Below are 14,644 nucleotides of genomic sequence, written 5' to 3'. Positions count from 1 at the left end.
TATGCTTTTGGTGTTTTAATTGCATTCTGTGCAACTAAGTTCTACTTCAAAAGCCAAATGTGGATTAAAGCGTAAATTTAATTGTATATTCTGCAACTAAATTAGGCTTGGACCGAAATAGTGGCAGTTTAATTGTATATAATGCAACTAAAGTAGCTTAACACTCAACAATGAGCTAAATTTATTCTGGAGCTTGTCCTTGCTTCAGATCTACGGGACCAAAAGCGCCGGGAAGTAATTCTCCCACCGTCGTTTCAACAATATCGCCCTTCATGTTTCCAAGGATAACCTTCATGTCGGGTGAACACAACTCGATCATAACTTGGCGGCATACACCACAAGGAGATACGGGGCCATCGGAATCGGCAACAACGGCAATTGCCTTGAAAGAACCGATAGCATGACCGTCAGCGATGGCACGGAATAACGCGGTGCGCTCTGCACAATTGGTTGGGCCAAAAGCAGCATTTTCTACATTACATCCGTGATGAATATGACCATCCTGATCAAGAAGGGCGGCTCCAACTCCGAATCGGGAGTAAGGAATATATGCCTTAGCACGTGCTTTAATCGCTTCTTGCATAAGAAGAGCGGAATCCATATTTGGGTCCTCCTAAAGTTTTGTTAGCGCTACATCGTGGAATCACTTCGTACAAAACTTGCTTCAAAGCATCCACTTAGTTTTGTTAGCAATACTTCATTGAATTTTCTTCGTACAAAACTCGCTTCCTAAACATCCAGTAACCAAAGAGGCGGAATCGCAAAACGCGGGTCCGCCTCTCCCCTGAATTGAATTGTAACCTGATTATGACATAAGTCCGGTAATCCAGTCCATCATCGGGTGGTAAAAAACATAGACCCCGACTAAGACAGCAAACACCGCCGTAAGAAGCACAGCTCCTGCGGCGGTATCTTTTGCTCTCTTAGCCAGTGGGTGAATCTCCGGCGAGATCAAGTCTACCGTCGCTTCAATTGCTGTATTGAGCAACTCGGCGGTTAAGACAAGCGTGATTGAGAAGAGCAGCAACATCCAACTGGCCAGCGGAAGTCTGAACACGGCAGCGGCAACAAGTACAACCACAGCCAAACAGCAATGCACCTTCATGTTAAGCTCGGATTTGAATGCCGATACGATACCTTGCGATGCAAACCGAAAAGAGTGCCAGAACTTCTTATGTCCTACCGCCGTGTTCTTCACCATTAGCGAGTCAACCCAACCTGAGCTAGTACTTTCTCTTGCTTAGACATCATTTCAGCCTCTGAAGCTTCATCCTGATGATCATATCCTAACAAATGCAGAAATCCGTGCACAAAGAGGAAACCAAGCTCACGCTCCAGCGAATGACCATATTCCTGCGCTTGCTCCTGAGCACGAGTTACGGAAATGATGATATCTCCCAGTACATCCGGAACATCTTCCAGCGCTTCGCCTTCTTCTACTTCGTATATAATGTCCAGCTCGTCCTCTCCGCTTTCATTCATCGCAAAAGAAAGTACGTCCGTCGGACGGTCAATTCCCCGATATTCCAAGTTCAACTCATGAATACGAGTGTTATCGACAAAAGTAAGCGCAACCTCTCCCTGATCGATCCCTTCCGCCTCACCTGCTTTTTGCAAAATGCTCTCCAGCAGTGCTATGAGATCGTCCTTTATCTCGTATTCTTCTTGCTCGTTATCCCAAACGATCTCCAAACTCATGGGTTAGCTGCCCCTTCCTCTTTTTTCGGCTTACGCACATCTTCTGGGTATTCGATCCGTGAATGGAAAATCCCCATGACCGTTTCTTTCAGCGTCCGTGCAATAATGTCCAATTCTTTAATCGTTAAATCACATTCGTCAAACTGATGATCATCCAGTCGACTTTTAATAATTTTCTCAATCATCGTTTCCACCTGAAGGACGGTTGGTTTGCGCAAGGATCGCACCGCAGCTTCAACACTGTCGGCAATTCCTACAACAGCCGATTCCTTCGACTGGGCTTTCGGGCCAGGATAACGGAAATCTTCCTCGGTAAAATCAGGCTCTACACCTTTTTCTTCCGCCAGCTTCAGGGCTTTATGGTAAAAATAATGCAGGAACGTCGTCCCATGATGCTGCTCAGCAATATCACGAATCGGTTTGGGCAGCTTATATTCTCGTTGCATCTCCACCCCATCGCGGGCGTGAGCTACAATGATAGATTTACTAAGCTTCGGTTCAATAGAATCATGTGGGTTTTCCATATTATTCTGATTTTCAATAAAATAAAACGGACGTTTTGTTTTACCAATATCATGATAATACGATCCTACCCGGCACAATAGTCCGTCTGCTCCAATCGCTTCTGCGGCCGCTTCTGACAAGTTACCTACCATTACGCTATGGTGATAGGTTCCTGGTGTTTCCGTAAGAAGCTTGCGCAATAAGGGATGGTTCGGATTAGACAACTCTACCAGCTTCAGGGCAGATAGAATGCCAAAGGTAGCTTCAAAGAAAGGCATCAGACCAATCACAAGCACTGCAGTCAAAAGTCCACTCGCAAAAGCAAAACCAACGGCATACAGCGTGCTTACATCTTTCCATTCACCACCAGCTAAGAGGGTCAGCATAAAGACGGTCACACAGCCAAAAAGGGATACCATAATCCCGCCTTTTAATAATGTGGAACGCTGGCCTGCACGATGAGTGGCAAAAATAGCTACATAACAAACAACAATTGAAAAGAAGCCAAAGGTAAAATCAAACACCGAATTCTGCTGAACATTCAAAATGATACTGGCGAGTATACTGATCAGAATAGAACAGAAATACGCTAATGTCATATCCAGAAGCATGGTAATCAGCATAGCACCAATGGCTACTGGAGCCAGATACCCGAGATAGGAATGGACATCCGTCTGCAAAATTGCGGTCAACCGCATGGAGATGATCGTAATAACAAACACAAGCACCAGCATTAATAACTGGGAATTATTATACTTGAAGCCCGCAGTTCCGCCAGAGTAACGGATAAACACCATCAGACCCGCAGATAGCATGGTAGCAAGTAATAGCAATCCAACCTGAGGCCAATAGTTGACCTCATTGCTTAGCAGGCCATTCTCATCCAATAGGGCGTACAGCTCAGGGGTGATTTTTTGCCCTTTAGCGACAAGAACCTCCCCTTGCTCAATAAACACATCAGGTGTGTTCTCACGAGCCTGTACCTTCGCTTCCTTCGTTGCATCTTCGTCATAGAACTTATTGCTTGTAATAACGAGCCGGACTAACTCTTGCACAACCTCACGCGCCGTACGCTGACTCAGAGAGCTGATACTGACCTGCTCCGCCACTTTGGCGCGCGCAGTCTGGGCGTCCGTGATTTGATCGTTCATCAGCCTAGTCACAATATCACGAGCGACAGGCTTCATTTCGATAATGTCCTGAGAGGTCAGTCGCGGAATCTTAATGTAAGTTTCATCTGGAATGACATAGGTCTGCTCTTTTATGACAGATTGCATTTCCTCCAAAAGATGATCGGAATAAGTACCTGCACCCCGATTTGAGGCTATGAAATTCAAAATAAAATCATTGGCTCTCTGCGGGATCTCATCACGATAAATCTCAGTCTTATCGCTTTGCGAAATCAAATCATCCTGATTCAGACGATCAATCCGGTCCAGCAGCGATGTCACAAGATTATCGGCCCTCATCGGGATGATTTTATACTTAGGAGATACACCTTCGGCCGCTTCTTCCGCCGCCTTTAGTGTTGCCTTCTTGTCCAAAATTTGCTTAGGCGCTGTTATCTCCTTCGCGCTGAGCGTATTCTCTTTAATATCGTACCGCTTAGGTAGTAGATCGGGCGACAGACTGAAGTAGAACACAAGTCCGAGTAACAGGAAAAGAGCATAGCGTGTCGCCGCGCTATACTTCCATCCGTTGTTCGTATATACAAATCCGCTTAATTTAGATGGTTGCTTTGAAGCCATGAAGACAATCCCCTTTATTGGAGGTTTTCGGCAGAGCGGTCATAGGCAACGATAATTTTCTGCACCAGGGAATGCCGTACTACATCCTGCTCCGCAAAATAAACAAAACCGAGTTCTTCTATGCCGGATAAAATCGCTTTAGCCTCAATCAAACCGGATTTCTTGCCGCGAGGCAGGTCAATCTGGGTAACGTCACCCGTAATCACCATTTTGGACCCGAAGCCGAGTCGAGTCAAAAACATTTTCATTTGCTCAGGCGTTGTATTCTGGGCTTCATCCAAAATAATAAATGAATCATCCAGCGTACGACCACGCATATAAGCGAGCGGAGCAATTTCAATCAATCCCCGTTCGAGTGCCTTAGCCACCTGATCGGGCCCCATAACGTCGTATAAGGCATCATATAACGGACGAAGGTATGGATCTACCTTTTCTTGCAAATCCCCTGGGAGGAACCCTAGACTCTCTCCTGCTTCTACTGCTGGGCGCGTAAGAATGATACGCTTAACAGAACCTTCTTTAAGTGCCGTAACTGCAAGCACTACCGCCAAGTAGGTCTTACCCGTTCCTGCAGGACCGATTCCGAATACAATATCACGCTTCTTGATCGTTGTCACATAATGCTTCTGGCCAATCGTTTTGACACGGATAGGCTTTCCACGAAAAGTTGTTGTAATTTCTCCCTTGAACAAATCGAGCAATTGATCGACCCGAAAGTCTTTCGCCAGCTCCACAGCGTACTGCACATCACGTTCAGTAAGTATGTAACCGCTCCGAATGAGGGACAGCAACACATTAAACAATTGTCCCAGCATGTCTACTTCCCGCTCCGCACCACGTATCGTTAACTCTGCTTCACGGGAATCAATAATAGCAGGAATTTCACTCTCGATGATTTTTAGGAATCCATCTTGCGGGCCGAACAGCGATTGCGCTTCTCCCGCATTTTGCAAAGTAATACGAATGCTTGCAGTCTGTTCTGACAAGTAGCCTCATTCTCCTCAATTGTTTACTATTGGCAGTTCTTCGGAAATTTTTTCTTCTACTTCAAAGATCACTTTCATATAAACTTTACCATTCTCTTTCTTCTCATGCAAAACTTTTTGACTTTTGATGACGCTATCAACGCCATAACGCGCCAAAATATCATTCTTCGCTCGCTCTATTCCCTTTTCAAATCCAGCCTCTGGAGTTAATGTCTCACTTGTTTCACTAATCTCCATTTCTTTCTCAGTCATTAGGCCCAGCGGCAGCTTAATGGACCGCCAGGACAGCGGATCGTGCTCAGTAAGTGTTCGTGATTTCTCAAAAGGAGAATCGCCATAACCCCATAGCTGGATAGCCCATTTACCAAGCACCAGATAGGTTCGATCTTTACGCTCCCCTGTATATGAGCTATTTGTTGTTGTAAGAGGCACTTCTATATTGTATTCATGCCACACTAGACCCTTAACCTCACCTTTAGCCACCACGTACTGTACATTCTCTTCGTCGCCTAAAGCACCCGAGATCAGGATATCCCCTTTTTTAACCCGTGAGTTACGCGCTACAACCGGTCTGCCCTGCTCCGCATATATTTCAGTTACCACCGCATCTGTTCTGCTAATCAAATGCCGCTGACTAAGTAGAGGTTTGATATCCGGCTGTTTAGATTCTACCACCTGAATTTTAATGCTCGTCCCCGTCCGCTGCACCCCTATCCATGAAACGCCGGGTAATTGGGCTAGGAGCCCCTTAGAGAGCTTGTCCGGCTCATCCAGACGCCATATCCATTGAAAAGGATACACCCCCTCCTGGCGAGCAGCTGCCAATATATCCTCAGAGGCAATTTTTTCATTTCCCTCGACTCTAATGCTCCATACCATCGTGGATAACATAAAGAGCATAATCCCGAATACTAATATTCCCATGCCAAAAAATTTACGTTTCCAAAGCCGCGCCATCAAAAAAGGCAGTCCGCTTCTTCCTGTAACGTGCATCCGACAGCCTGTCTTCTTTAAAATCGGACGGAGGACATAAAAATCATTCAGAAGCAGCTTAAGGGAAGCGCCGCCCTCAGCGGGCCTCACATCCCAAATCACTATACCTGCTTCAGAAATGACATTAATGAATCTCTCCACCTGAGGCCCCGTCACATGCAGTGTAACGAATCCCCGCAGTGATGAAAGAGGTGGTTCCTTCATGATTTCCCCTCGCTTTCTTTATATCTGATCTCTCCGATAATGCCTTCTACCGCCAGCTCCTGACCAAGAATATTGCGAATGACAAGATCCTCGCCTGTGATTTCAAGCGATCCTTTAGCTAACGCGAGCTTAAGCTGGCCTGAGGAAAAATGCAGCACGCCGCGATGATTCTCGATATACAGTTCCTTATTGCCGATCAGGGTGATCCGGGGCATTTCCTGTAGTAAGTCCTGTGGTAAATCCAACACCCCGTTTGTCCATCCCCGCAGCCTGCGGCCAATACGGGTCATAAGTAGACGCTCCCCCTTCCTGCCTTCTGTACACCTTATGCGGCAACGCTTTTGTTTATGAGAAGAACTCATAAAGGAGCACCTTTCAGGTATAAAAAACATAAAAAAGCCTCAGCTTTCCTATCGTTAAGATAAGAAAGCTAAGGCTTAATTGTTACTTGACCGAAAATTACGATCTTCGGGAGGAATGCGGCTGGCGAGCACGCGGAGGTCCTAGAATCTCCGCCCAAACCACACCATTACGCAGCTCATCCCTATTCCCTGTTCTATTTGACTGAACATCTGTATCAGGGGATGAACTCTTCGTCTTCTTCGACCTGGGATCTGCTCCCGCTATTCCATCAAAAGCAGATTGAAGACGCCGCACCTCTTCCTGCATTCTTTGTGTGCGTAACTCAACTCCGTCATCAGCATGCTCCAAAGACATACCTTCTCCAGTAGAATAATCTGGTGTCGGGATGTACGCAGGCTCTGGAAATGCAGGTGATGCGTCATACTCACGGGAGGATGTAGTAACAGGAGCAGGAAACCCGCTACCAGACTGTTCTGGCTGATCTCTGTTCCCGTCTACATCCTTATTACGGTGGAGAGGATTCCCGTCTCCTCCGCCAAAGGTCGGCATCCCTCCGCGTGTAGTACCTTTGGGTTTGTTCTTCGTAGCTTTGTTCACATTGGATACAATCGCGAAGATAATAACCGCAACAATATAGATCCAGCTCATGGAGATTCACATCCCCTTTTATTTATTATTGTTAGGACGGTTATTATCGTCCTGATCATTCATTTTGCCGAGGGAACCGCGCATTTGGGTATCTGCCTCGATATTTTTGATGTTCATGTAGTCCATCACACCGATTTGACCATTTCTGAGTGCCTCAGCCATCGCCATAGGCACCTGAGATTCAGCTTCCACAACAAGCGCCTTCATCTCAACTACACGCGCTTTCATCTCTTGCTCATGAGCGACAGCCATTGCTCTGCGTTCTTCTGCCTTAGCTTGTGCAATACGTTTATCCGCTTCTGCTTGTTCGGTTTGAAGATACGCACCGATGTTCTTGCCTACATCGATATCCGCAATATCAATAGAGAGGATCTCAAAAGCAGTACCTGAATCCAGACCTTTCGACAATACCGTCCGAGAAATCAAATCCGGGTTTTCCAAGACATCTTTATGTGAATCACTTGAACCTACTGTCGTTACAATCCCTTCACCAACACGGGCAATGATTGTTTCTTCACCCGCACCACCCACGAGACGGTCGATATTGGCACGTACAGTTACACGTGCTTTTACCTTAACTTCAATCCCGTTTTTAGCGACAGCCGCAACAACTGGTGTTTCAATTACACGAGGGTTAACGCTCATTTGCACAGCCTGAAGCACATCGCGTCCTGCAAGATCAATAGCCGCTGCGCGTGTAAATTCCAAAGGAATATCTGCACGTTGTGCTGCAATAAGCGCATTAACCACCCGGTCTACGTTACCACCTGCGAGATAGTGGCTCTCCAGTTGATTAATATTCAGTCCAAGACCTGCCTTAGTCGCTTTAATCATTGGATTAACGATTCGACTTGGTGTTACACGACGCAGTCTCATCGCTACTAGGGTAATAATACTAATCCTAACCCCTGACGCCAGTGCAGAAATCCAGAGCATGACCGGGAAGAAGCTTAAAAAGACACTCAACAAAATGACTACGACTACCGCAATCAACAAAAAAGTAATTAAAGATGCTTCCATAACTTTACAACCTCCAGTAAATTATTGTGGAGCTACTATTCGCCATACCCTTTATCTTTTACCTTATTCCTTAATTTCCTTCACCACAATCCGTCCGCCCTCAACTTTTACAACAGAGACCGGTGCATTAACGCTAATAAAGCTGCCTTCAGTAACGACATCTACTCGCTCGCCGCCAATCATAGCCGTTCCGGATGGACGAAGTGGAGTAATACTGTTTCCTATAGCTCCAACTAAGCTTAACTTTTCTTCAACAGGTACAAATCCCTGATCTTTAGAGAGCGTATCCTTTAAAATAAACCTATTCCAAATTCCACGTTCTTTAAATGCGACAGCCACAATCACAATGACTACTGTTGCAGCCGCGAATGCGATACCGAGACTAAACAATGCATGTGTGAAGCTGTATGCTGCGCGTACGACACCTGCCACAAGGCTCACGGAACCAAGTATCCCCAATATCCCAAAGCTCGGCACGAATAGCTCCAGCACAAGCATGACAAGTCCGATTATGAACAAAAGCCAAGTCTCTGATCCGGCAAACCCTGCTACAGAATTTCCGAAAAAATATAAAACAAAGGCTAATGTCCCAATAATCCCAGGTGCACCGAAGCCCGGAACGATCAACTCAATCACAATGCCTGTGATCCCGATGAATAGCAAAATCGTCATAATAATCGGATTCGTCAGAAATTGCGACATTTTCTCGGCACCCGTATGCTCCACACGAAAAATGTCATCTGTAGTATAACCTAACCAAGTAATTGCCTCTTCTGGAGTGGTTGTAATTTGATCAGCATAACCAGCTTTTAAAGCTTCGTCACTAGACAAGGCAATAATTTCGCCCTGCGCTTTAGATACGCCAAGATCTGGCTTATCCACAACCAAATTACTATCGACCATTCCCGCAGCAATATCAGGATCACGCTCATTTAGAGCAGCGGCTCCAATCATTTTTGATTTCCAGTAGGAGACCATCTTCGCGTCATCTACTTTCTGGCCGCTACTATCTACTAGAGATGCAGAACCGATCATGCTGCCCGGCTTCATGATGATTGCACCTGCGTTAAGTGCTATGTAACTGCCTGCGGAAGCGGCATCACCTTTAATAAAAGCAGCCGTAGGTATGTCACTATCTCTTACCATCGTCCCAATCTGTTCTGCTGAACTCACCAGTCCACCCGGTGTATCGACCTCCAGTACAATTAGAACCGCTCCATAATTAGCAGCTTCTGCGAACCCTCTTTCCAAAAAGCTTTGCAGACCTCTTTCAATTTTCTGATCAACCGGAATAATAAACACAGGGCCTTTCTTCATCTCACCATTCGCAGCCTTTGGTGCTTTTGGTACCGTTACATCAGCGCTGACGTTCGGGATAAACGGCGTTAAGAGCAATAGCAGTAAAACAACTGGAATGCTGGCTAACATAATTTTCCGTATTCTTTTCAATGTTTTTACCTCCCTTCTTCAACTTGACCCGGGACACATAAACTTTATTACGTTGTAAGCGTAATTACGTTTCAAAACAAAGAAAAGCACCCCTTTTACAAGGGGTGCTGGCGCTATATTATTGCAGAAATTGCTGAACCGCTTGGTTCACGAGTTTACCATCGGCGCGACCTTTGACCTTAGGCATCAGTGCGCTCATGACCTTACCCATTTCACTTTTCGAAGAAGCACCGGTTTCCTGGATGGTCTGCTGTACAATTGCTTTAATTTCTTCTTCGGAAAGTTGCTCGGGAAGATACTTAATAATAATCTCGATTTCTGCCTTCGTACTCGCGGCAAGCTCGTCGCGACCCGCTGATTCAAATTCTTGGAGGGCATCTTTGCGCTGTTTGATTTCACGACTAAGGATATCAAGCACTTCGTTGTCGTCCAATGTTCTCTTCAAATCTATTTCAAGATACTTTATTGTAGAACGAACCATTCGAATCGTGGAGAGCGTGAACTTGTCCTTACTCTTCATCGCTTGCTTCATATCTTCGTTCAATCTCTCGCTAAGATTCATGCGTGGGTAATCCTCCTAAAACTTTCTCTTACGAGCAGCCTCAGACTTCAGCTTTTTCTTAACGCTTGGCTTTTCGTAATGTTTGCGTTTCTTCACCTCAGCCAAGACACCATCTTTTGCGATGGAACGTTTAAAGCGACGAAGTGCAGCATCAATTGTCTCGTTTTTGCGAACTTTCGTTTCAGACACAGTTTCCCCTCCCTCCGACCATACCGTCCAAGAGCATAACACGGTTTATCAAATTCCATTATAGGTCAAACGGAAATAGGGTGTCAACCTTCGTGTTATTCTTTTTTTCTGGCAAGTTCTTCAACATTTAATGATTGTACTATGCGTGAGAAGCTGAGTTTCCTGTGAGAGCTCCCAGCTTGGCCCCACCAAGCAAGTGATAATGAAGATGAGGCACAGCTTGTCCACTATCTGGACCACAATTATTGATCAAACGATAACCAGATTCGGCAATCCCAAGGTCGATAGCGATCTGTTGCGCTACACTGTGAATTTCTGCAATTAGCGGAAGATCCTCAGGTGTGACATCATTCATGGAAGCAATGAACTTCTTTGGAATGATCAACACATGTACCGGTGCAGCCGGCTCGATGTCGTAGAATGCAAGAATACGTTCGTTCTCAAATACTTTTTTGGAAGGAATAGTACCCTCAATAATTTTGCTAAACACGGTCTCCATAGAGTGCTTGCCTCCTAAAAATTGGTGAAATTCCACTTCATCATAAGGTAATCATACAGGATAATCACCAATTACGAAAGACGCTAGAAGATTCAACATCCACACTCTAAAACTGTATCTATTACGAAATGAAATCCGTTTACAAATGAAGTTGAGCTATATATATACCCGTAGGGCCTAAAAAGGCAAAAAAAAGAGAAACACCCTTCACAGCTTATAAAGCTGATTCGGCGGCGGACGTATGAAAAGGAGTACATTCCCGGTCATACGTCCGCCGAGGTGTTTCTAAAGTAATGTCGGCTTAGCTGTATTATAACAGCGCGTTGATGCTGTATCTGTGATATCGATCACACAGTTTAAAATGCTTCACATTTTTTCCAAAAGGATACGAGATCCCCCTCCACCTTGTTCAGCAGGAACTACCACCAGCTTGCGCGGTAACCTTGCACGAAGCTCTGGAACGTGGCTGATAATACCGACAGACAGCTGGTCATTATGCAACCTTTCAAGTGAAGTAATCACTGTATCCAGCAGCTCTGGGTCGAGAGTACCAAACCCTTCATCTAAGAAGAAAAATTGTAACGGATATTGCCCACGCAGCTGGATCTGAGCTGAAAGAGCAAGTGCCAGCGAAAGGGATGTTAGGAAGGTCTCTCCACCAGACAGGGTTGAGACAGGTCTTCTCACCCCGCCGTTCCCGTCATCACGGATCACAAAGCCGCCACCCGAATCAACCTCCAATGCATAACGCTGCTTACTCAGGAATCGAAGCCGCTGGGAAGCGGACTGACACACCTGCATCAATTGTTCCTCAGCAATGTACTCAACAAAGGCGTTCCCACGTAAGACCGTCTGTAGTTTGGAGAGTTGATCTTGCATAGAAGCGTGCTCAATCCGCTTAGCTTCGAGCTCCATCCAGCGAATATGTCGATGCCGCAGGTCCTCCAGATCACGCTCTGCACGTGCTCTTGACTGAAGAGATACTTCATCCTCAGCCTTGCTTTCTCTTAAGATCCCCTGACTTTCTTGCCATTCTTCTTCACTTAAGCTGGCTCCGTCAAGCTTTTCTTCAATATTACGCAGTTGCAACGAGACCTCAGCTTCTTCGGCACGATGAGCACGTACGCGGGAATAAGCCATTTCCCTTGCTTCGGATGTGAGCGCTGCTCCTTCAACCTCAGTGGCTGAACTAAACGGTGAAGAAGCCAAACTTTGTTCCCAATGACTGGTAGCTGCTACGTAATGTTCACGCGCAGATTCCGCAGCCTGGCGAGTAATCGCTGCTTCCTTAACCTCATGCTGAGCCTTCTCCGCCGCTGCGAGATGTGACTGCTTGCTTGTCTCCAGAGCAGTTAACAATTCCTGCAGACGTCCTTCACATTCCGCAAGAAGAGGAGCAGCAGAACGACCATTCGTCCACTCCAGTAGACGCTGTTCTTTTTCACGCTGCAATTCTTCCTTGCCTTCGATCTGTGTGATCCACTGAGCCAGCTCTTTATCCAGCCCCGTTATGGTCTCTTGAAGGTTCTGCACTGAAGCACTTTTCTCCTCCAGAAACTTGACACTGATATCAAGTCGAGATCTAATTTCTTCAGCTTGTGCATCCTTAGCTAACAGATCACGGTAAGCTTGTTCCACTTCTCCAGGTGCCAGATCCGGGAACTGCTGTGTCCAGTTCTGCCGTAGAGCCGTTAGCTGGGCGCTGAGTTCCTCAGCTTTGGCAGCAATTCCTTCTACCCAGCTCCGTTCACCTGCGACAGCTGCCGCTTCTTTGAGGCACAGCTGCTGGACCTCCTGCATCGATTGCTGCCACTGTACCGCAGTTCGGCGTACTTCACCTGACTGTCCTTTTAATCCCAAATGTGCAGCTTCAAGTTCTGCCAAGGCTTTTTCATCTGGAATGATTAAATCGGTGGAAGTAACTGCACTACTTACTTCTGAACCTGCAGCTGCAGGGTGATTTGCCGCTTCGATGACTTCATTTCCAAATACCTGCTCCAGCCATACTTGATCCTGTTCACGAAGACCACGGAACAGATGACGAGCTTCCAAAGCCCGTCTAGACAATGTTCGGACTTGCTGAAGCTTCATTTCCAGTTCTTGTTGCTCTAAGCTATCCTGCAATAATGCAGGTGAAGGATGATGCTCGCTGCCGCATACAGGGCAGGGTTGTCCTTCTTCCAGCTCCTTAGCTAGTGCTAACGATAATCTGTGAAGCTCTTGATCCTTCATAGCCGCTTCCAAAGTGCTGACATGTTGCTCCAGGCGCTCCGCTGCGGCGCGCGCAGCTTCTTCTGTCGCCAGCAGCTTCTCTTGATGCAGCGCCGCCTCGCGGATCAGTTGCCCGCGAGCAGCTTCCTGCAGCTCGCGACGGCCCTCGGCCTCCGCGAGTCGCGCCTGCGCAGCCGCGAGTGCAGCGGCACGCTCGCGGCGCTCCTTCTCCGCCTTATCCCACTGGGATTCGGCGGAGTGCAGCCCTTGCAGTCTCTGCATCGCTTCTTGCAGAGACTGCCGCTCCTGGGAGCGGACACCGAGCGGCTGCAAGCTTTGCTGCAGCTCTTGCTGGCGCTTTTGGCCCTTGGCCAAAAGCTCACGCTCCCGGGCCATTCCCTCCCGCAGCTCCGCCAGCTTGCGGGAGGCCTCTTCGCGGCGCTCGCGCAGAGCCGCGAGTTCGCGCCGTAGGCCGCCGAGCTCGGACTCGAGCTCGAGCGCGCGGCGGTAGGTGCCGGCCCCCTCCCGGAGGGCCGGCTCTTCCGCCGCAAGTGCGGCCTGCGCAGCAGCCGCGACGGCAGCGGCACGCGCCGCCTCCTGCTCGGCGGCGGCGGCCATCACCGATTGGCCCTCCGCGCGGGCCAATCGGCTCTTAAAGGCTTCTTCCGCGCTGCGCCATGCTTTCAGCGCGGGAAGCCTTGCCTCGGCCTCGTCAGCTTGGCCGAGCTTCTGTTCAAAGAGGAGAATCTCCTCCTCCTTGGCGAGCAGCCCCTGCCGCTGTAACTCGCGGCGGGTCCGTTCCTCTTGGAGCTCGCGTATACGCGCAAAACGCTCCGAGACCTGCAGCGCCGCCTCCAGTTTGCGGCGGCATTCCGCAGCATAAAGGGTGGCCTGCTCGAGGCGCTCCGCCGCTGCCTCTACATCCCCTTTGCCTGCGCTGCCAAGACCCTGCTGCTCCGCTTCCAGCGCGCGGAGCGCAGCCTCATTCTCCTTCACCCGGCGACTAAGCTTAATTGCCAGCTGATCGCCATACTGTTCCAGATGGAACAGGCGTTGCAGCATTTGCCGACGATCTACGCCACGAAGTGATAAGAATTCGGCAAATTTCCCCTGCGGCAATACAACCGCTCGCGTGAAGTCATCCATTTTTAGACCGATATGCTCCTCCACACAGCGTGTAACATCTGCGAGCTTATCCGCCATAACATTATCACCGTCAGGTGTGATTTCAATGAAACGGCTAATCGTGTTGCTGACAGTTTGTTCACCAGTCCGCTTGAACTTCCTTTCAACACGATAACGATGTGCCCCCGCGGAAGAAGTGAGCTCAAAGGTAAACGCCACGCTGAGTGAATCTTCAGAGTGGTTCATAATCCCCTGTGTTCCATTAACGGCACGTTCCACTTTCCCGTACATCGCCAAAGTAATAGCATCCAGCAAGCTAGACTTGCCGCTGCCCGTAGGTCCAAAAATCCCAAACAGACCCGTCTCACACAGACTTTCAAAATCTATTTCTTGCATTTCTCTATAACTCTGTAATCCTGCTACTTTTAATAGAATAGGTTTCACC

14 protein-coding genes are annotated in these 14,644 nt (G+C 47.7%); all 14 read right to left on the bottom strand.

Annotated elements, in window-relative coordinates; translation table 11 throughout:
- Positions 1 to 181: 181 nt before the first annotated feature.
- Positions 182 to 601, bottom strand: coding sequence for a cytidine deaminase (locus MKX60_RS10945; RefSeq protein ID WP_042130321.1), 420 nt, complete (start codon positions 599 to 601; stop codon positions 182 to 184).
- A 204-nt stretch (positions 602 to 805) separates the two neighbouring features.
- Positions 806 to 1,201: a diacylglycerol kinase family protein gene (locus tag MKX60_RS10940; RefSeq protein WP_341059769.1), complete on the bottom strand. Its 396-nt coding sequence runs from the start codon at positions 1,199 to 1,201 to the stop codon at positions 806 to 808.
- Positions 1,201 to 1,698, bottom strand: a complete 498-nt coding sequence (gene ybeY / locus MKX60_RS10935) for an rRNA maturation RNase YbeY (protein ID WP_076117315.1) — start codon at positions 1,696 to 1,698, stop codon at positions 1,201 to 1,203. Before ybeY ends, MKX60_RS10940 begins: the two co-directional genes overlap by 1 nt.
- Entirely contained in the window at positions 1,695 to 3,950 is a 2,256-nt protein-coding gene (locus MKX60_RS10930) for an HD family phosphohydrolase (protein ID WP_076284783.1), read from the bottom strand. The genes ybeY and MKX60_RS10930 overlap by 4 nt, the downstream gene beginning before the upstream one ends.
- A gap of 14 nt (positions 3,951 to 3,964) precedes the next feature.
- Positions 3,965 to 4,936 carry a PhoH family protein gene (locus MKX60_RS10925; protein ID WP_042190944.1) on the bottom strand — a complete coding sequence of 324 codons (972 nt, stop codon included), beginning with the start codon at positions 4,934 to 4,936 and terminating at the stop codon, positions 3,965 to 3,967.
- Between the two features lie 15 nt (positions 4,937 to 4,951).
- Positions 4,952 to 6,133 (bottom strand): sporulation protein YqfD, encoded by a 1,182-nt coding sequence (yqfD, locus tag MKX60_RS10920; RefSeq protein ID WP_076284784.1) that lies wholly within the window; start codon positions 6,131 to 6,133, stop codon positions 4,952 to 4,954.
- On the bottom strand, positions 6,130 to 6,423 hold the full coding sequence (gene yqfC, locus MKX60_RS10915) for a sporulation protein YqfC (RefSeq protein ID WP_060621997.1): 294 nt from the start codon (positions 6,421 to 6,423) through the stop codon (positions 6,130 to 6,132). Before yqfC ends, yqfD begins: the two co-directional genes overlap by 4 nt.
- Before the next feature lie 169 nt (positions 6,424 to 6,592).
- A complete protein-coding gene (locus tag MKX60_RS10910) occupies positions 6,593 to 7,144 on the bottom strand; it encodes a hypothetical protein (protein WP_076284785.1) in 552 nt (183 codons plus the stop codon).
- 18 nt (positions 7,145 to 7,162) lie between these two features.
- Positions 7,163 to 8,164 (bottom strand): flotillin-like protein FloA, encoded by a 1,002-nt coding sequence (gene floA / locus MKX60_RS10905; protein WP_042190951.1) that lies wholly within the window; start codon positions 8,162 to 8,164, stop codon positions 7,163 to 7,165.
- Positions 8,165 to 8,227: 63 nt separating this feature from the next.
- Positions 8,228 to 9,592 carry an NfeD family protein gene (locus MKX60_RS10900; RefSeq protein ID WP_149647677.1) on the bottom strand — a complete coding sequence of 455 codons (1,365 nt, stop codon included), beginning with the start codon at positions 9,590 to 9,592 and terminating at the stop codon, positions 8,228 to 8,230.
- 139 nt (positions 9,593 to 9,731) lie between these two features.
- Positions 9,732 to 10,175 (bottom strand): GatB/YqeY domain-containing protein, encoded by a 444-nt coding sequence (locus MKX60_RS10895; RefSeq protein ID WP_042190953.1) that lies wholly within the window; start codon positions 10,173 to 10,175, stop codon positions 9,732 to 9,734.
- Positions 10,176 to 10,190: 15 nt separating this feature from the next.
- Entirely contained in the window at positions 10,191 to 10,364 is a 174-nt protein-coding gene (gene rpsU, locus MKX60_RS10890) for a 30S ribosomal protein S21 (protein WP_036657994.1), read from the bottom strand.
- A gap of 139 nt (positions 10,365 to 10,503) precedes the next feature.
- A complete protein-coding gene (locus tag MKX60_RS10885; protein ID WP_042130338.1) occupies positions 10,504 to 10,863 on the bottom strand; it encodes a histidine triad nucleotide-binding protein in 360 nt (119 codons plus the stop codon).
- A 366-nt stretch (positions 10,864 to 11,229) separates the two neighbouring features.
- A complete protein-coding gene (locus MKX60_RS10880; RefSeq protein WP_341059768.1) occupies positions 11,230 to 14,643 on the bottom strand; it encodes an SMC family ATPase in 3,414 nt (1,137 codons plus the stop codon).
- Position 14,644: the final 1 nt, after the last annotated feature.

Origin of the sequence: Paenibacillus sp. FSL R5-0914, assembly GCF_038004525.1 — a bacterium.
Lineage (GTDB): Bacteria > Bacillota > Bacilli > Paenibacillales > Paenibacillaceae > Paenibacillus_AQ.
The sequence above is the reverse complement of the archived record's forward strand: the minus strand, read 5'-3'. Positions and strand labels throughout refer to the sequence as shown.